The sequence below is a fragment of the Bradyrhizobium sp. USDA 4472 genome, from assembly GCF_054058595.1.
The window spans coordinates 4,542,137-4,558,827 of sequence record NZ_JBSSAM010000001.1; the positions used below are offsets into that span (position 1 = coordinate 4,542,137).

General features: G+C 63.8%; 17 protein-coding genes. 10 read left to right on the top strand and 7 right to left on the bottom strand.

Annotation, left to right across the window (positions count from 1 at the left end; all coding sequences use genetic code 11):
- The first annotated feature begins 6 nt into the window (after window positions 1-6).
- The 3 genes from ACVWZ4_RS21085 (at window position 7) to ACVWZ4_RS21095 (ending at window position 2,737) form a co-directional block, all read left to right on the top strand.
- Window positions 7-1,659, top strand: a complete 1,653-nt coding sequence (locus ACVWZ4_RS21085) for an NAD-dependent malic enzyme (RefSeq protein ID WP_456790321.1) — start codon at window positions 7-9, stop codon at window positions 1,657-1,659.
- Window positions 1,660-1,969: 310 nt separating this feature from the next.
- Window positions 1,970-2,494: a septal ring lytic transglycosylase RlpA family protein gene (locus ACVWZ4_RS21090; RefSeq protein ID WP_456698938.1), complete on the top strand. Its 525-nt coding sequence runs from the start codon at window positions 1,970-1,972 to the stop codon at window positions 2,492-2,494.
- 90 nt (window positions 2,495-2,584) lie between these two features.
- Window positions 2,585-2,737 carry a hypothetical protein gene (locus ACVWZ4_RS21095; RefSeq protein WP_456698937.1) on the top strand — a complete coding sequence of 51 codons (153 nt, stop codon included), beginning with the start codon at window positions 2,585-2,587 and terminating at the stop codon, window positions 2,735-2,737.
- A gap of 279 nt (window positions 2,738-3,016) precedes the next feature.
- Here ACVWZ4_RS21095 and ACVWZ4_RS21100 read toward each other — a convergent pair whose 3' ends face one another.
- The 3 genes from ACVWZ4_RS21100 to ACVWZ4_RS21110 all read right to left on the bottom strand — a co-directional run bounded on the left by ACVWZ4_RS21100 (window position 3,017) and on the right by ACVWZ4_RS21110 (window position 6,550).
- Window positions 3,017-3,322 carry a hypothetical protein gene (locus ACVWZ4_RS21100; RefSeq protein WP_456741092.1) on the bottom strand — a complete coding sequence of 102 codons (306 nt, stop codon included), beginning with the start codon at window positions 3,320-3,322 and terminating at the stop codon, window positions 3,017-3,019.
- Window positions 3,323-3,458: 136 nt separating this feature from the next.
- A complete protein-coding gene (locus ACVWZ4_RS21105; RefSeq protein ID WP_456698935.1) occupies window positions 3,459-3,767 on the bottom strand; it encodes a hypothetical protein in 309 nt (102 codons plus the stop codon).
- Between the two features lie 92 nt (window positions 3,768-3,859).
- Window positions 3,860-6,550 carry a flavin-containing monooxygenase gene (locus ACVWZ4_RS21110; RefSeq protein WP_456790322.1) on the bottom strand — a complete coding sequence of 897 codons (2,691 nt, stop codon included), beginning with the start codon at window positions 6,548-6,550 and terminating at the stop codon, window positions 3,860-3,862.
- Window positions 6,551-6,779: 229 nt separating this feature from the next.
- Between ACVWZ4_RS21110 and ACVWZ4_RS21115 the strand changes: the two genes are divergently transcribed.
- Window positions 6,780-6,989, top strand: coding sequence for a hypothetical protein (locus ACVWZ4_RS21115; RefSeq protein WP_456698933.1), 210 nt, complete (start codon window positions 6,780-6,782; stop codon window positions 6,987-6,989).
- 83 nt (window positions 6,990-7,072) lie between these two features.
- Window positions 7,073-8,542 carry a carboxylesterase/lipase family protein gene (locus ACVWZ4_RS21120; RefSeq protein ID WP_456741094.1) on the top strand — a complete coding sequence of 490 codons (1,470 nt, stop codon included), beginning with the start codon at window positions 7,073-7,075 and terminating at the stop codon, window positions 8,540-8,542.
- A gap of 7 nt (window positions 8,543-8,549) precedes the next feature.
- Here ACVWZ4_RS21120 and ACVWZ4_RS21125 read toward each other — a convergent pair whose 3' ends face one another.
- Window positions 8,550-8,729, bottom strand: a complete 180-nt coding sequence (locus ACVWZ4_RS21125) for a hypothetical protein (protein WP_456698931.1) — start codon at window positions 8,727-8,729, stop codon at window positions 8,550-8,552.
- Between the two features lie 161 nt (window positions 8,730-8,890).
- On the opposite strand from ACVWZ4_RS21125, the gene ACVWZ4_RS21130 reads away from it, so the two are divergent.
- The gene (locus ACVWZ4_RS21130) at window positions 8,891-9,685 is read left to right on the top strand and encodes a DODA-type extradiol aromatic ring-opening family dioxygenase (protein WP_456741095.1); all 795 of its coding nucleotides are present in this window, start codon (window positions 8,891-8,893) and stop codon (window positions 9,683-9,685) included.
- Between the two features lie 95 nt (window positions 9,686-9,780).
- Here the strand turns inward: ACVWZ4_RS21130 and glgA are convergent, their stop codons facing one another.
- Window positions 9,781-11,232: a glycogen synthase GlgA gene (gene glgA / locus ACVWZ4_RS21135; protein ID WP_456741096.1), complete on the bottom strand. Its 1,452-nt coding sequence runs from the start codon at window positions 11,230-11,232 to the stop codon at window positions 9,781-9,783.
- Window positions 11,229-12,491 carry a glucose-1-phosphate adenylyltransferase gene (gene glgC, locus ACVWZ4_RS21140; RefSeq protein WP_456735957.1) on the bottom strand — a complete coding sequence of 421 codons (1,263 nt, stop codon included), beginning with the start codon at window positions 12,489-12,491 and terminating at the stop codon, window positions 11,229-11,231. Before glgC ends, glgA begins: the two co-directional genes overlap by 4 nt.
- A gap of 323 nt (window positions 12,492-12,814) precedes the next feature.
- On the opposite strand from glgC, the gene ACVWZ4_RS21145 reads away from it, so the two are divergent.
- The 4 genes from ACVWZ4_RS21145 to ACVWZ4_RS21160 all read left to right on the top strand — a co-directional run bounded on the left by ACVWZ4_RS21145 (window position 12,815) and on the right by ACVWZ4_RS21160 (window position 15,913).
- Window positions 12,815-13,219 carry a hypothetical protein gene (locus ACVWZ4_RS21145; RefSeq protein ID WP_456741097.1) on the top strand — a complete coding sequence of 135 codons (405 nt, stop codon included), beginning with the start codon at window positions 12,815-12,817 and terminating at the stop codon, window positions 13,217-13,219.
- A 217-nt stretch (window positions 13,220-13,436) separates the two neighbouring features.
- A complete protein-coding gene (locus ACVWZ4_RS21150) occupies window positions 13,437-14,282 on the top strand; it encodes a CmcJ/NvfI family oxidoreductase (RefSeq protein ID WP_456741098.1) in 846 nt (281 codons plus the stop codon).
- A gap of 103 nt (window positions 14,283-14,385) precedes the next feature.
- Window positions 14,386-14,700, top strand: a complete 315-nt coding sequence (locus tag ACVWZ4_RS21155; RefSeq protein WP_456705049.1) for a septal ring lytic transglycosylase RlpA family protein — start codon at window positions 14,386-14,388, stop codon at window positions 14,698-14,700.
- A 43-nt stretch (window positions 14,701-14,743) separates the two neighbouring features.
- Window positions 14,744-15,913, top strand: a complete 1,170-nt coding sequence (locus ACVWZ4_RS21160; RefSeq protein ID WP_456741099.1) for a Gfo/Idh/MocA family protein — start codon at window positions 14,744-14,746, stop codon at window positions 15,911-15,913.
- A gap of 206 nt (window positions 15,914-16,119) precedes the next feature.
- On the opposite strand, the gene ACVWZ4_RS21165 is transcribed toward ACVWZ4_RS21160, so the two are convergent.
- Window positions 16,120-16,299: a hypothetical protein gene (locus ACVWZ4_RS21165; protein WP_456741100.1), complete on the bottom strand. Its 180-nt coding sequence runs from the start codon at window positions 16,297-16,299 to the stop codon at window positions 16,120-16,122.
- Window positions 16,300-16,691 lie beyond the last annotated feature (392 nt).

Below are 16,691 nucleotides of genomic sequence, written 5' to 3' on the forward strand. Positions count from 1 at the left end.
GATTTCGTGAATAGACCTGATCGGGTCAGCGCCCAACCGACATCATCCGAAGCCATGCAAGGCATGGCGCTGCTGCGCGATCCCTTGCTCAACAAGGGCACGGCCTTCACCGAGGCGGAGCGCACCGCGCTCGGTCTGCGCGGCCTGCTGCCGCCGTGCGTGCTGACGATGGAGACGCAGGCGGAGCGGGTGCTGACCAATCTGCGCACGCTGCCGACCGATCTGGAAAAATACGTCGCGCTGAATGCGCTGCATGACCGCAACGAATCGCTGTTCTTCCGCGTGGTCGTCGACAACATCGACGAGATCCAGCCGATCATCTACACGCCGACGGTCGGGCTTGCCTGCCAGAAATACGGCCTGATCTTCCAGCGGCCGCGCGGGATGTTCATCTCCTCGCGCGATCGCGGCCAGATTGCCGAGATTCTGAAGAACTGGCCCTATCCAGCCAAGCTGATCGTCGTCACCGACGGCGAGCGCATCCTCGGCCTCGGCGATCTCGGCGCCAACGGCATGGGCATTCCGGTCGGAAAGCTGTCGCTCTATTCGGCCTGCGCAGGCGTGCATCCCGAGCAATGCCTGCCTGTCGTGCTCGACGTCGGCACCAACAACGAAGAGCTTCTCAACGATCCCTATTATCTCGGCCTGCGCGAGCGGCGGCTCACCGGCGAAGCCTATGACAGCTTCGTCGACGAGTTCATGACAGCCGCGCAAAAAACCTTTCCGGGCGTGCTGATCCAGTTCGAGGATTTCGCCAATCATTCCGCGTTCAAGCTGCTGCACAAATACCGGGACGAAGCCTGCGTCTTCAATGACGACATCCAGGGCACCGCGGCAGTCGCGCTCGCCGGCCTGTTCTCGGCGCTGAAGGTGAGCGGCGGCAAGCTCCGGGATCAGCGTATCCTGTTCCTCGGGGCGGGCGAGGCGGCGACCGGCATTGCCGATCTGGTCGTCTCCGCCATGATGGCGGAGGGCGCAACCGAAGCGGAGGCGCTGCGGCGCAACTGGCTGGTGGATTCCCGCGGCCTCGTCGTCAGCGGCCGCGCCGGCCTCTCCGGCCACAAGCTCCGCTATGCCCATACCGACCAGGCGCCGATCGCCGACTTCCTCACCGCGATCAAGACGCTCAAGCCGACGGCGATCATCGGCGTCGCTGCGGTCGGCGGCGCGTTCACCCCTGATGTGCTGAAGGCGATGGCCGAGCTCAACGCGCAGCCGATCGTGTTCGCACTGTCGAATCCGACCTCGAAGGCGGAGTGCTCGGCGGAGGATGCCTACCGCTACACGGAAGGGCGTGCGCTGTTTGCCTGCGGCAGTCCCTATGATTCGGTCAAGCTCAATGGCCGCACCTTCGTGCCGCGCCAGGGCAACAACTCCTACATCTTCCCCGGCGTCGGCCTCGGCGTTATCGCCAGCCGCTCGCGGCTCGTGACCGACGAGATGTTCATGGCGGCCGCCCATACGCTTGCGAATTGCGTCGGCAAGGAGGATCTGGATCAAGGCAGCCTCTATCCGGCGCTGCCGCGCATCCGCGAGGTCTCGGCCCGCATTGCGGTTGCCGTCGCGGACGTCGCCTTTCAGCGCGGGCTTGCCGACGGACCCCCGCCCAACGACGTGAAGGGCCTGGTCCAGTCGCAGATGTACGAGCCGAAATACTGAGGCTCACAATTCAAGTCGAGCCTGCGGAGGTGGCCCCTCATCCCTCCCTCTCCCCGTGAGAACGGGGAGAGGGAGCGAGCGAGAGTACCTCCTTAACCTCTCCCCAAGCTTCAGCGGGAAGAGGTCGGAATGCATCGGGAGATGCAATGCGGGCTGATCTTGCGCGCTTCTGTGTCTAAACGGGACATGTGACTGTGGTGAATTCGTCACAGCTGGCGCGAAACGGCCCCTGGCCTCAGGCCTGCTTTTCTTCAGACAAGGTTCTGCCCTCATTGCCCGCCGAAACTTGGGCGTGTTCGGAGGGCGCAATATGTCTCGCTTTGCACGTGCCGAAACGACCCTGACTTCGCTGGCAATGTCGCCCCGCTTGCTGCTCGGCATCGTGGGTGCCGCATCGCTCGCCGCATGCGCGCAATCACCGGTTGGTCGCCAGAAGGCCGACCTTGCCACGACCAGCAGACAGGCGGCGATCGAGCATCCGCACCGTCTCGCAGCGCTGCATCCGCACCCGGTCAGCCGGCTGCGTGTCCACGATGAGACCGCGGACGCCAAGTCCACCGCTTCGCACGGTCTCGCCAGTTTCTATTCGGATACCGAGACCGCAAGCGGCGAGAGGTTCGACAAGAACGAGATGACCGCGGCTCATCCGACGCTGCCGTTCGGCACCAGGCTGCGCGTCACCGATGTCTCCTCGGGCCGCTTCGTCACCGTCAGGGTCAACGATCGCGGGCCGTTTGTCCGTGGACGCGTGGTCGACATCTCGCCGTCCGCGGCCGAGGCGCTCGGCATGGTCGACAAGGGCCTCGCCAATGTCCGGCTCGACGTGGTGCAATAGAGCATGATCCGGACCTTGCTTAACCGGCTGTTAGTCGCTCTCCCGCACGATGGATGTCCGGCAATTCGGGGCTTTGGGGGGAGACGGCGCTTGAACACGATCCAGTATCTCGAAGATCAGGCTGCGCGCGCCGAGCGACTTGCCAAACGGATCACGGATGCGCTGACGATCGAAAAGCTCCTGACCTTCGCCGGCGACCGCCGCCGCGAGATCGAGGTCATCGCCGGCCGGCGGCGCGGCTGACGCTATAACTCCCGCGATCCATGCTCTGCACGCATTCGTCCTCACCGCGGGCCGCGGAACTTCCTCCCGTCTCCGACGTCATGTCTGCATGACCATGGAGGAGGAAATCATGGGCTTTGGACGAGGTGCTTTGCTCTGGTTGCTTGGCGTACCGCTGCCGATCATCCTGCTGCTGGCAATATTCTGGCACCACTAGGATTGTGATATCGACACACGAAAAGCGCCGCGGAAGCGGCGCTTTTTTGTTGCCTGCGATTTGAGGCGGGTATCGCGAAGAGCTCAGCTGTGGCTCTCGACGAAATCACTGAGATAATCCGGCAGCGTCACGCCATCGATATCGCACCGCGCCTGGATCTCGTCGGCGACGTCGGTCGAGATGTCCTTCATCCAGTGCTCGAGCGTGTTGAACGAGATCACCTTGACGGGATCGTTGAAGCAGCCGGCGACGAGCTCGCTGATCGCTGCATCGAGATCGTTTCGTTCGACGCCGATTTCAGTGGTCTTGTCGAGGCGATCGATCACCACGAAGATGGTCTGGTCTGCGCCGTAGGGCACGACCGCGGATGGCACGCCAGCTTCAAGCATCGGAGATACTCACGTCTTGGCCTGGTTTCTTGGCTTCCGATGCGGTTAACGGGAAAAACCGGAAGAAGGTTCCTGGCCGGATGACGGCGGGCGCATGAGACCATTGTCGGTGGTGTGCGGCGGTGTTCGCCTATGGTCAGAGATAGTCCCGCAGCCGCGACAGCTCGATGACGTGCTCGGGCGAGAGAATGTCCGTGACCAGCGGTGGCTGCGCCGCCGTGCGGATCTCATAGAGATGCCTGGATGGCGCAGGCTTCTGCATGAAAGCCGAGATGCAGGCGTCGAGCGTGCCTTCGCTCACCTGATAGGGCGTGCGGTCCGGCCGGCGCTGATTGCCGAGTGAGGGCCATTTCTGCAGCACTGCCCGCGCGCCGAAATCGACCTTTGAATTCGTATCAGATGCATCCCCCATCGTCCCCGCCTCACGCAAAAACAACCCCAGCATGCAATGCCTGCATGCCGGGGCCCACACCATTGCTGCATCTCAATGCCACGCCGCAACAACGCGACGTCAGGGCAAAGGTTCCCGTCGGCCGCCTAACTCGCAGCCGCTGCGATCCTGCGTGCCGGGTCCACTTGGCTTTGGCTGGTCTCGTCGCCGCTTTTGGCCTCCGGCGGAAGCCCGGCGAAGCGCCGCAAGGCTCCAGCCATCTGCACCCGGCCCTGGACGCCAGTGATCACCACGTCGACCATTGGAAAGGACGAGTGGAAATGGCCGTGCGCTTTGAGCTGCTCGACCGGTACGCCGGCGGCCGCCATCGCCTCGGCATAGGCGATGCCCTCGTCGCGCAACGGATCGAATTCGCAGGTGACGACGAAAGCCGGCGGCAGGCCGGCGACGTTGCCGCGCAGCGGCGAGACGCGCGGATCGGTGCGGTCGGCAGGCGAGCAGTAGAGGTCCCAGAACCAGTACATCAGCGACCGCGTCAGGAAGTAGCCGGTCGCATTCTCGTTATAGGAGGGCCGGTCGAAGCTGCAGTCGGTGACCGGGCATACCAGCAGCTGGCCTGCTATGTTGGGGCCGCCGCGGTCGCGCGCGAGCTGGCAGGTGACGGCGGCGATGTTGCCGCCGGCGCTCCATCCCGCAACCAGTACCGGGCCCGAGATGCCGCCGAGCTCGGCCAGATGCTCCGATATCCAGCGCGTCGCCGCATAGCCGTCCTCGGCCGCTGCGGGGAAGCGATGCTCCGGTGCATGGCGATAGCCGACGCTGACGAAGGCCATGCCCGTCCGCCGCACCATGTCGCGGCAGAACGGCTCGTCCGACTGCTCGTCGCCGAGCACCCAGCCGCCGCCGTGGAAATAGACCACGATTTGATGCGGGCCCGGCGTCGCCGGCTTGTAGAGGCGATAAGGCAGCGGGCCGTCGGCGCCGGGTAAAGTGCCGTCGACGATGTCGCCGATCGGCCGTCCCGCCGGCCGGCCCTTGTTGAACTCATTGACGAAGGCGCGGGCGCCGATCGCGCCCATCGACTCGATCGGCGGCAGGTTCAGCGAGGTCAGCAGGTTCAGCACCAGGCGGACGTCAGGCTGAAGCCGCACCACCTCGCCGTCATTGCATTGCGCGGCGACGTTGGGGCCCGACAGCCTGAAGCCGAGCATGCCGCGCCTCGTGACTTCGTCGCAGATGCTGCGATAGGGCCCGACGCCGCCGGTATAGGGCATCAGGCCCTGCACCTTGCCGGGCACGTTGGCGCCCGTGTACCAAGTGTTGGCGAGCCGGTGCAGCGTCAGCATCGCGCAGTCCGCCATGTGCCTGTTCCAGCCGGCCTGCGCCGTCTCGGTCGGCTCGATCGTGGTGAAACCCGCATCGCGAAGCGCGGCGAGGCGATCGACGACCCACTCGACATGCTGCTCGATCGAGACTGCCATGTTCGACAGCACCGACGGGCTGCCGGGCCCGGTGATCATGAAGAAGTTCGGAAAGCCTTCGACGGTGAGCCCGAGATAGCTCTGCGGCCCCTGTGCCCAGACATCCGTCAGCGACTTGCCGCCGCGCCCCGTGATCGGATGCACGGCCCGGATCGCGCCGGTCATGGCGTCGAATCCGGTCGCGAACACGATGATGTCGACATCGAAGCTGCGGCCGCTCGTCGAGATGCCGCTTGCCGTGATCGCCTTGATCGGCTCCTGGCGCAGATTGACCAGCGTGACATCAGGCCGGTTGAAGGTCGCGTAATAATTGGTCTCGAGGCAGGGCCGCTTGGCGCCGAACGGATGATCGTGCGGCATCAGCGCCGCCGCCGTCTCCGGGTCGTTCACGGCCGCCGAGATCTTTTCGCGGATCAGGTCCTGGACGATCTTGTTGCCGTCGACATCGACGGCCTGATCGGCCCAGAGCTGGCTCAGGATGTGGACGAGGTCGCCGGCCGCCCAGGCGCGTTCGAAGCGCTCGCGACGCTCGGCATCGCTGAGCTGCCAGCTCACGACGGTTTGCTGCGGATAGGGCACACCGGCCATCGACTGCCGCGCCTGCTCGCGATAGGCCGCGCGGTCGCTCTGGAACAGATCCCTGCGATCGGCCGGCGAGGGGCCGTTATGCGCGGGTAGCGCGAAATTCGGCGTGCGCTGGAACACGGTGAGATGCGCGGCCTGCTCGGCAATCAGCGGAATCGACTGGATGCCTGATGAGCCCGTGCCGATCACGGCGACGCGCTTTCCCGCGAGATCGACGCCGTCATGCGGCCAGCGTCCGGTGAAATAGATTTCGCCCTTGAAATCCTTGACGCCGTCGATTTCCGGCGGCTTTGGCGCGGAGAGGCAGCCGGTGGCCATGATGTAATGGCGGCAGGAGACCGGCGCGCCGTTGTTGGTGGTCAGCTGCCAGCGCTCGGCATGCTCGTCCCATCTGGCTTCGGTGACCTTGGTCTTGAAGCGGATGTCGCGGCGCAGATCGTAGCGGTCGGCAACGAAGCCGAGATAGCGCAGGATTTCCGGCTGCGTCGCGTATTTCTCCGACCAGGTCCAGAGACTGTCGAGTTCCGGATCGAACGTGTAGCCGTAATCGATGGTCTGGATGTCGCAGCGCGCGCCGGGATAGCGGTTCCAGTACCAGGTGCCCCCCACATCGCCGGCTTCGTCGAGACCGACGGCCGAAAAGCCCGCCTTGCGAAGGCGATGGAGAAGATAGAGCCCGGCAAATCCGGCTCCGACCACCGCAACGTCGACCTGTTTGACGGTTCCGTCAGCCGTGTTGGAGTCACGCGCGGCGACCATTGCGTCAGGCATGGTGTTCCTCCCGTCTATCTTGTTTTGCCGGCAGGCTAGCCCTGCAGGTTCGGCTTGTCATCAGAACAGATGCAATCCCCGGTAGCCGTTTGCGGCGTCATCGTGGCGGCGCGAACGGTTGGTTCGATGCACGCATCGCGACGCACAATGGCCGTGATTGCCCGGGCTAATCATGGACGATCCGTCTGTGTATGCTTGCGGCTACAAGCCACGCATACCCCAGATCGTCATGACAGAGCTGAGTGAACGAACCAAAGCCAACATGGACGTCGTCCTGGAGGAGACGTGCCGTCAATTGCCGCATGGCGGCGATCACGACAGCCGCAGGTTCATCGCCGAACGCCTGATCGAGGCGGCTCGGTCCGGCCATTCAACGCTGGGCGAGCTCGGCATCATCGCGCGACGTGCGCTCGCGGAGATCATTGCCAAGGGCCACTAGAGGCGGGTCGCAGCGCTTGCCTCGCTCCGGGCCGCGGACGTAACCTGCAGGGGAACATTTTCGCGCATCGAGATTCCCGGAAGATGCGATTCCTGCTTGCGCTCATTGCGGTCCTTGCATTGCTCTGCACCGGCGCGGCCAGGGCCCAACCGGTTGGACAATTTCCATTTGCGTTGACGCGCGAAGGCCAGATGCTCGGGGCCGTCGCCGGCGAGGTGGCCTCCTTCAAGGGCCTCGCCTATGCAGCCCCGCCGGTCGGTCACCTGCGCTGGCGTCCGCCGCAGAGTTTGCCGGAGAGTTCGGAGATGAGCACGGCCTACGATTATGGCGCGCCATGTCTGCAGCCGTCGATGCCCGCGGCGCGTGAGGATTGCCTCACGCTGAACGTGTTTCGCCCCTTCGGCATCGACGGGCCGCTGCCGGTGATGGTGTTCGTCCACGGCGGCGGCTTCGTTTTGGGCACCGCCAACGATCCGTTGTTCGACGGCTCGAGGATTGCACAGGCCGGCCTCATCGTGGTGACCGTGAACTATCGTCTCGGCGCCTTCGGCTGGCTCACCCATCCCGCGCTGTCGGACGGCGGCTCCGGCAATTTTGGCCTGATGGACCAGATCGCGGCGTTGCGTTGGGTGCACGACAACATCGCGGCCTTCGGCGGCGATGCGAACAACGTCACGCTGTTCGGCAACGGCGCCGGCGCGACATCGATCGCGCTGCTGATGCTGTGCACCCAATCACGCGATCTGTTCCAGAAAGCCATTCTGCAATCGGTGCCCGGCCGCGCGCTCCTGCCGTCGTCGCAGCAGGCCGAGGCCGTGGGCCGGCAGCTTGTCGCCGCGCTCGGGCCGGCCGCGGATTTGCGTGCAGCCGCGCCGGCGCGCCTGCTTGCTGCCGAACAGCGCCTGCTGGAGAAAGCGCCGCGCAGTTTTGCGCCGGCAATGGATGGAAACCTGGTGACGGAAGACATCGCCGCCGGATTTGCGTCAGGACATGAGAGCCGCATTCCCCTGATCGTCGGCTCGAATGACGACGAGACCCGCTTCGACAGCGAGCTCGAGGTCAAGGAGGCGTTGTCATCGTCGGGCGGGAGCCCGGACGCGCTGCGCGAGCTCTATCCGAACGCTGCGAAACCGTCAGAGGTGGCGGCGAGCTTCTACACCGACAAGGTTTTTGCCGAACCGGCGCGACGGCTCGCCCGGCTGCATGCCGCGACGGGCGCGCCGACCTTCCGCTATCGCTTTGCCTATGTGCCGGAAGCCCGGCGCAGCAATCCAGACGAAGGCCACGGGCGCGAGCTGCAATTCATCTTCGGCGCGGAGGGGGTCCCGGGCGCCGGCATTTTCTCGCGGCGTGATCGCGAGGTCGCAAGCCGCATCCGGGCCTACTGGATCAATTTCGCCCGGAGCGGCGATCCCAACGGCGCGGAGCTGCCGCACTGGGATGCCGCTGCGGACGGTGACCATCTGCTGCTGATTGCGAATGACCGTATCGCCAGCGGCGACGACCCGTCTGCGGAGCGTCTGGACCGGCTTGCGCGTGAGAGCGAGAAATGAGTTGGGCTTAGGCCGCGAGCTCGACGCGCGGCGCCGGCGTTAGCCGGTCTTCTTCCAGATAGTCCATCGCGCCGTCCTTCTCGACGGCGTAGAACTGCTGGCCTTCCTTTGATCGGTAGGCGGCGCGAACGACGCCGCGGCGGCCCTTGTCACTGTTGACGACATCCCCCAGCGCAAACTTCCTCATCTCAACCGTCTCGCTTGTCTTCTGGCCCGTTCCTTCGGCCACGGCTGGATTGTGGGCGGCAAATCGTTAACGACTTGCTAACCATACCGGTTTGCCTATGCTCGCCGCCGAGCGCGCGGGCAGATACACGCGCATGATGTCGTTGAGACGAGCCGCCACAAATGACGCGATTTCCGACCCTCTTCCTGTCCCACGGCGGTGGCCCCTGGCCGTTCATGGAGGACAGGCGGGTGCAATATGCCAAGACCGCCGCGGAGTTCGGCCGGCTGCCGCAGCTTCTGCCCGCAAGGCCGAAGGCGGTGCTCGTCATCACCGGTCATTGGGAGGCCGAGGCCTTTACGGTGTCGACCTCGGCGCATCCGCCGATGGTGTACGACTATTACGGTTTCCCCGAGCATACCTACCACATCAAATATCCCGCGCCGGGCCAGCCCGAACTCGCTGCAGAGGTGAGGGCGCTGCTCAAGCATGCGGGCCTCGATTGCCGGGAAGATCCCGATCAGGGCTTTGATCACGGCACCTTCGTGCCGCTCGGCCTGATGTACCCGAACGCCGACATGCCGATCGTGCTGCTGTCGCTGAAGTCGAGCTATGACGCGGCCGAGCACATCAAGGTCGGGCAGGCGATCGCCTCGCTCCGGGACGAGGGCATCCTGATCGTCGGTAGCGGGCTCACCTATCACAACATGCGCGGTTTTGGCCGCGCCGAGTCAAAGCCGGTTTCCTACGATTTCGAGGCCTATCTGAACGAGGCGATCGGCAATCCGGATGCGGCGCGTCGCAATGCCATGCTGGTCGACTGGGAGAAGGCGCCGAGTGCGCGTCTTGCCCATCCGCGCGAGGATCACCTGTTGCCGCTGATGGTTGCGGCAGGTGCCGCCGGCGACGACGTCGGCAAGCGCGTCTTCGTCGACGAGGTCGCGAACGTCGCGATGGCGTCGTACAAGTTTGGATGAGATCTCTCCCGCTTGCGGGAGAGGGAGAGCAAACCCGCAGACAAAGAAACCATACGCGATTGCCTCTGCCGCATGAGGGGGAGGCGAAGAAGGCCTCACGCGCCGCGGGACGCCGCAAGGCTGCGATAGAGCGCGGCGTACTCGCCGGCGCGATTGCGCCAGGAGACGTCGGTCGCAAGGCCGTTCAATTGCAGCCGTCGCCAGGTCGCCTTGTCGTGGAAGGCAGCCTTTGCCTTGCGCAGCGTGCCGGCGAGGGCATCGGCCGTGACGGGGCCGAATTTGAAACCGGTGGCGCCACGCCCCGCTTCGCCGATATCGACGATCGTATCCGCGAGGCCTCCCACGTGCGAGACGATGGGCACGGCAGCGTAGCGCAGCGCGCAGAGCTGGGTGAGCCCACATGGCTCGAACCGCGAGGGCACGAGCAGCGCGTCGGAGCCGGCCTGGATCAGATGGGCGAGAATCTCGTCATAGCCGATCAGGACCCCGATGCGCCCGGGATTGGCGCGTGCTGCGGCCTGAAAGCGGTCCTGAAGATCGCGGTCGCCGCTGCCGAGCAGCGCAAGTTGCATGCCCTGCTCGAGGATTGTCGGGATCGCCTCGAGCATGAGGTCGAGCCCTTTTTGCCAGGATAGCCGGCTGATGACCCCGAGCAGCGGCGCTTCGTCGGAGGAATCGAGATTGAATTGTTGCTGAAGCACCGCCTTGTTCGCGGCGCGGAACGTGAGGTCCTGTGCGCCGAAGCGATAGGCGATATGTGGATCGGTCTGCGGATTCCAGACCTCGATGTCGATGCCGTTGAGGATGCCGCTGAGCACGCTTGCGCGTTCACGCAGCAGGCCGCCGAGCCCCATGCCGCCTTCATCGCTCTGGATTTCACGCGCGTAGGTCGGCGACACCGTGGTGATGCGATCGGCGAGTTGCAAGCCGGCCTTCAAAAAACTGATGCCGCCGAAATATTCGAGGCCGTGGACGTCGAACGAGGCGTTCCAGGGCAGGCCGACCGCATTGGCCAGAGTGCGGTCGAACTTGCCCTGATAGGCCATGTTGTGGATGGTCATCACCGTGCCGGGCCGCCGCCCACCGTCGTAGTGCAGATAGGCCGGCGCAAGTCCGGCCTGCCAGTCATGGGCGTGAACGACATCAGGGAGGAAGCTGGCGACGAGCCCGTGGCCGATATCGGCCGCGACGCGCGACAGCGCCGCGAAACGCACGCCGTTGTCAGGCCAGTCCACGCCCTCGGAAGTGACGTAGGGATTGCCGGGCCGTGCATAGAGATGCGGCACGTCGAGCACGAACAGATCGAGCCCGTCACGCGAGCCTGCGAGCAGCCGGCCCGGGCCGCCGAAATAATCCGGCCAGCTGCGGATCTCATCCGCGCCCGACAGCAGCCGCATCACGTCAGGATAGCCCGGCATCAAGGTCCGCATCTCGACGCCGTGCGCCTTCAGCGCAATCGGCAGCGCGCCGGCGACGTCAGCGAGGCCGCCGGTCTTGATGATGGGATAGACTTCAGAAGCGACCGAGAGGACGCGAACAGGCATCATGTATTGAGCCTGTCGATCATCGGCTGGGTGACGAGCGAGATGCCCTGTTCGGTGGTGCGGAAACGTTTGGCGTCGAATTCCGGGTCCTCGCCGATGACGAGCCCCTCCGGAATCTCCACGCCGCGGTCGATCACGACGTTCTTCAGCCGCGCGCCGCGGCCGACATTGACGTAGGGCATGATCACGGCGTTCTCGACATTGGCATAGGAATTGATGCGCACCCCGGTAAACAGCAGCGAACGGCGCAGCGACGCGCCGGAAATGATGCAGCCGCCCGAGACCAGCGAGCTCACGGCCTGGCCGCGCCGGCTCTCCTCGTCGTGGACGAACTTGGCCGGCGGCGTGATCTCCGCATAGGACCAGATCGGCCAGGCCCGGTCGAACAGATCGAGCTCCGGCACCACGTCGGTGAGGTCGATATTGGCGGCCCAATAGGCATCCACCGTGCCGGCATCGCGCCAGTAGGCGCGGGGATCGCTGCCCGAACGCACGCACGAGGTCGAGAACTGATGCGCGATGGCGCGGCCGTTCTTGACGATGTACGGGATGATGTCCTTGCCGAAATCGTGGTTCGAGTTCGGGTCCTCGGCGTCGCGCTTGAGCTCGTCGAACAGGAATTTGGTGTTGAAGACGTAGATGCCCATGCTGGCGAGCGAGACGTCCGGCTTGCCCGGCATCGGCGGCGGATCCTTGGGCTTCTCGAGGAACTGCTGGATCCAGCCGTTCTCATCGATATGCATGATGCCGAAGCCGGAGGATTCCTCACGCGGCATTTCGAGACAGCCCACCGTGACGTCGGCGCCACTGTCGACGTGCTGCCGCAACATCACCTCGTAGTCCATCTTGTAGATGTGGTCGCCGGCGAGCACGACGATGAAGCGGGCATTGTGCGATTCGATGATGTCGATGTTCTGGTAGATCGCATCCGCCGTGCCGACATACCACATGCTCTCCGAGACGCGCTGGCTTGCCGGCAGGATGTCGAAGCTCTCGTTGCGCTCGGGGCGGAAGAAGTTCCAGCCCATCTGGAGATGCCGGATCAGGCTGTGCGCCTTGTACTGGGTGGCGACCGCGATGCGGCGGATGCCCGAGTTCACGGCGTTCGACAGCGCGAAATCGATGATGCGGGACTTGCCGCCGAAATAGACCGCGGGCTTGGCGCGCCGGTCGGTCAACTCCAGCAGCCGACTGCCACGTCCGCCCGCAAGGACAAACGCCAAGGCCTGGCGGGCAAGCGGCTCATTTCCGGCGGCACTCATGTCATCCTCCCACTCGTCAGGCGCAAGCCAAATTCTGGCGCAAACCAAGGCCTTCGCGAAGTGCCTTCCGGCCGCGCGCCATCGGAACCGATAGTAACGGTACGAATAGGTAATCGGGAAGGTGCTTGTTGGTTGCGAACGCATGGGAAGCTTAACGCTTTGCCGGGGTGCGTACCCCTTCTGGCCCATTTCCAGGGCACGCCAGCGCCTTGTGCGCTGCACGCGAATTCGAGACTTTGATTTCGCGCTTTGATCTGGCGCAAAGATGCCAGATCATGGCTTGCGATCCCTTCCGAACGAAACGTCAGACAGGGAGTGAGACGATGAGTAACTGGAAGACGACAATTGCCTGCTCGCTGACCGCCGCGGTCTTGGCAGGCCAAATCGGGCAGGCGGCGGCGGCGCCGCTGCCGACCAATGTCGCGACCATGAAGGCCACGGTCGGCGATGACGTCACGCAGGTCTATTGGCGTGGTCGTGGCTTCGGATGGGGCTTTGGCGGCTTCGCGGCCGGCGCGCTCATCGGCAGCGCCATCGCCGGCGCGCCTTACGGCTACTATGGCGGTTACGGGTACCCCGGCTATGGCTATGGTTATGCGCCGGCCTATTACGGTTACGGTTACGGGCCGGCCTATCCCGGATATTATCGGCCTTACCGTCCGTATTACGGTTATCGCTATGGCTACTACCGGCCCTATTACCGACCGTACTACCGCCATTATTGGTGAGCGCTAGAGCGACGGAAACACGGTCAGGGCTGAGTGCGCGTTTCCCCGCCTTTTCCCGCAAGGGGAGAAGGTGATCAACGCGCACCTGCCTCCCGCGAAACGTTCCTTCTGCATTTCCGGCTCGCCACGACACCCGCATTGCTATTTGCACCGCCTCCCTTGCGGCCTGCTCCATCCCGTCAAAAATCCTTCAGACGACCACATCGGGAGACCGGCCATGGGCCTGCAAGAAACAAAAATCGAATCGCTTCCCTTCGTCACCGCTGAACTCAACTACCTCGCGCCAGTCTCGGGAAAGCCGCGCACCTACGCTTTCGATCCGCCGCCGGGCGAGCCCAAGAGCACATCTCTTCCGGAGCCGCATCTGGTGCCCATCTTCGATGCGCGCTTGATCGCCGGGAGCTTCTCGCTCGATCGCGAAGGTTTTGCGCTGGTGCGCCATCCGACCCACGTCAAGGACTTTTACAACGACGAGGAAATCCGCGCGGTCTACTATCCCGCCGTCGAGGCATTCCTGCGCGCGACCCTGAAGGCCGATCGCGTTGTCATCTTCGATCATACCGTGCGCAAGCGCGTCGAGGGCGCTCCTGATATTCGCGATGGCGGCCCGCGTCAGCCGGCAACCCGGGTCCATGTCGATCAGACCATCGTGTCCGGCGCCAATCGCGTGCGCGAGCATCTGCCTGAGGAGGCCGATGAGTTGCTCAAGGGCCGCGTCCAGGTGATCAATTTGTGGCGGCCGATCCGCGGCCCATTGCGGGACTCACCGCTCGCGGTAGCCGACGGCACGACTGTTGCGCCCGAGGATCTCGTCGCCTCCGACTTGATCTATCCCAATCGCCGCGGCGAGACTTATTCGGTGAAATACAATCCCAACCACCGCTGGTTCTATTTCCCCGAGATGACGGCCGACGAAGCGCTGCTGCTGAAATGCTATGATTCCGCAACGGACGGCCGCACGCGCTTTGGGCCGCACACGGCCTTCGTCGATCCGACCACGCCCCGGGATGCTGCGCCGCGCGAGAGCATCGAGGTGCGGACGCTGGTTTTTCACAAGCAGTAACAATGTGTGATGGACCCGCCGGGCAATGCCCGGCGGGGTTCCCGGAACCATCTGGAACCGGAGGACGTTGCTGCGCCGGGCAAGGCCAACCGGGAGCGGTGCCGTGCGAGCGCATCCGAGCTTATTGTTTTGTCTGACCAGTTTCTCGCTTTCTGCATTTTCCGTCGCCCACGCTGAAAGCGGACTTGCCTCATATTATGGATACGGCAAAGCCGCGAAAAACGGCGAGCTGACCTGTGCGCATAGGACGCGTCCATTCGGCAGCATTCTCAGGGTTTCCTACAGCGGGCGGACGATTCAATGCCGCGTCAATGATCGCGGTCCCTTCATCCGCGGCCGCATCGTCGATCTCTCGGTGCCCGCCGCCCGCGCGCTCGGCATGATGAGCGCAGGCGTGGTGCGCGTCTCGGTGCAATAGCTCTGCCTTGGCGCTATAGTGCCGCCCAAAGCAAGGGGGCACCATGGCCAGGATCAGGGTCGGACTCGTCGGCTGCGGCTTCGTGTCGGAGCTGCACATGTATGCGTTGCGGCGCGTCTATGGCGTGGACGTCGAGGTTGCTGCGGTCGCCGCGCGCGGCGACCACGTCATTGCATTTGCCGCCCGTCACGGCATCGCGCGCGTCTACCGCAGCTTTGCGGAGCTGATTGCGGACCGCGCACTCGATGTCGTTGACATCTGCACGCCGCCAAATCTGCATGCCGAGATGATCGTCGCGGCCATGCAGGCCGGCAAGCATGTCATCTGTGAAAAGCCTTTCGCCGGCTATTTCGGCCGGGACGGCGACAAGCAGCCGATCGGCAAGCGCGTGCCGAAGGCGCTGATGTATGAACGCCTGATGGAGGAGATGAACGCAACGCGCGCCGCGATCGAGCGTACCGGAAAACTGTTCATGTATGCCGAGGACTGGATCTATGCGCCGGCGGTCACCAAGACAGCTGAAATCATCAAGGCGACGAAGGACAAAGTCCTGTTCATGAAGGGTGAGGAGAGCCATTCCGGCTCGCACGCCGCGCATGCCGCGCAATGGGCGATGACTGGCGGCGGCTCGCTGATCCGCATGGGCTGCCATCCGCTCTCTGCCGTGCTCTATCTCAAGCAGGTCGAGGCGCGCGCGCGAGGGGAGAAAATTCATGTCGCCAGCGTCACCGGCGATGTCGGCAACGTCACGGCCATCCTCAAGCCGGAGGAGCGCACCTACATCAAGGCCAATCCTGTTGATGTCGAGGATTGGGGCACGTTGACGGCGACATTCTCCGACGGCACCAAGGCCACCGTGTTCTCCGGCGATATGATCATGGGCGGGGTACGCAACCTGATCGAGACCTATACGTCCGGCGGCTCGTTGTTCGCCAACATCACCCCGAACAATCATCTGATGAGCTACCAGACGTCGGAGGAGAAGCTCGCCTCGGTCTACATCACCGAAAAAGTCGACCGCAAGACCGGATGGCAATATGTCTGCCTCGAGGAGGAATGGACGCGCGGCTATCTCCAGGAGATCCAGGATTTCATGGAATGCGCCGCGACCGGCCGCCAGCCGCTGTCGGATCTCGCGCTTGCCTATGACACCATCAAGGTCAACTATGCCGGCTATTGGGCCGCAGAAGAGGGGCGGCGCGTGGTGTTGTAGAAGAAGCCAAATTGCTTCGAACTCGCCGCGAACCCTTGCGGCGTGAGCCACCCTCTCCGTCAAGGGGGCGAGGAAAGTGCGAGCACTACCAGACTCCGACAGCCATCATCACCGCTATGGTCAAGCAAGACAGACAGGCAATCGACGCAGCATAGACTTCTGGCGTATTCAACGTTGCCTCCTAAAAATGGAGTGCCTCGACGTGACTATTCCCGCGTGCGCTTCAATTCGGCTTCGTGTTGCGGATCGACCCCATCCGAGTCGGCGGCCTCGTCGTCCGGCAGAAAAAGTTTGGGATGTTTGCCCGTGAGCAAAAGCTGCTTGCGCATTTCGGAAAGGCGGGCGCGGCAAAATTCCTTGTAGAGTAATTCGAATATGGCGGGCATCGTCACCCCCAGCTGTGGAATTCGCGTTTCTGAAGATGTCTGATCCGCGCTGGACGGCTTCGAAATGCGGAGCCAGTGTGCCGTTTGTGCCAAAACCAGGCGCGATTGGCTGATAGGCTTGTACGTACGAAACGAAGCGGGTGCTAGTTATCCAGTTCACACTCTGCGAAGCATTTGTTTGAAAAAGACTTTTTGTCGCACCGAGCGTGAGTTGCCAGATGGTCGAAGATCCCGCTCCAGCGCGAAAAGAATGACCCCTGGATGCAAGTGTCGCGGTCTGCAATGGCGAATAGCGGAGGGGCGGCGGATAGTGATTGGGGGCGCCACGTTGCCGGCGAGACAGGCGCTGCTTTCCGTTCCCCTTGCGGGAGAAGGTGGCGCGAAGCGCCGGA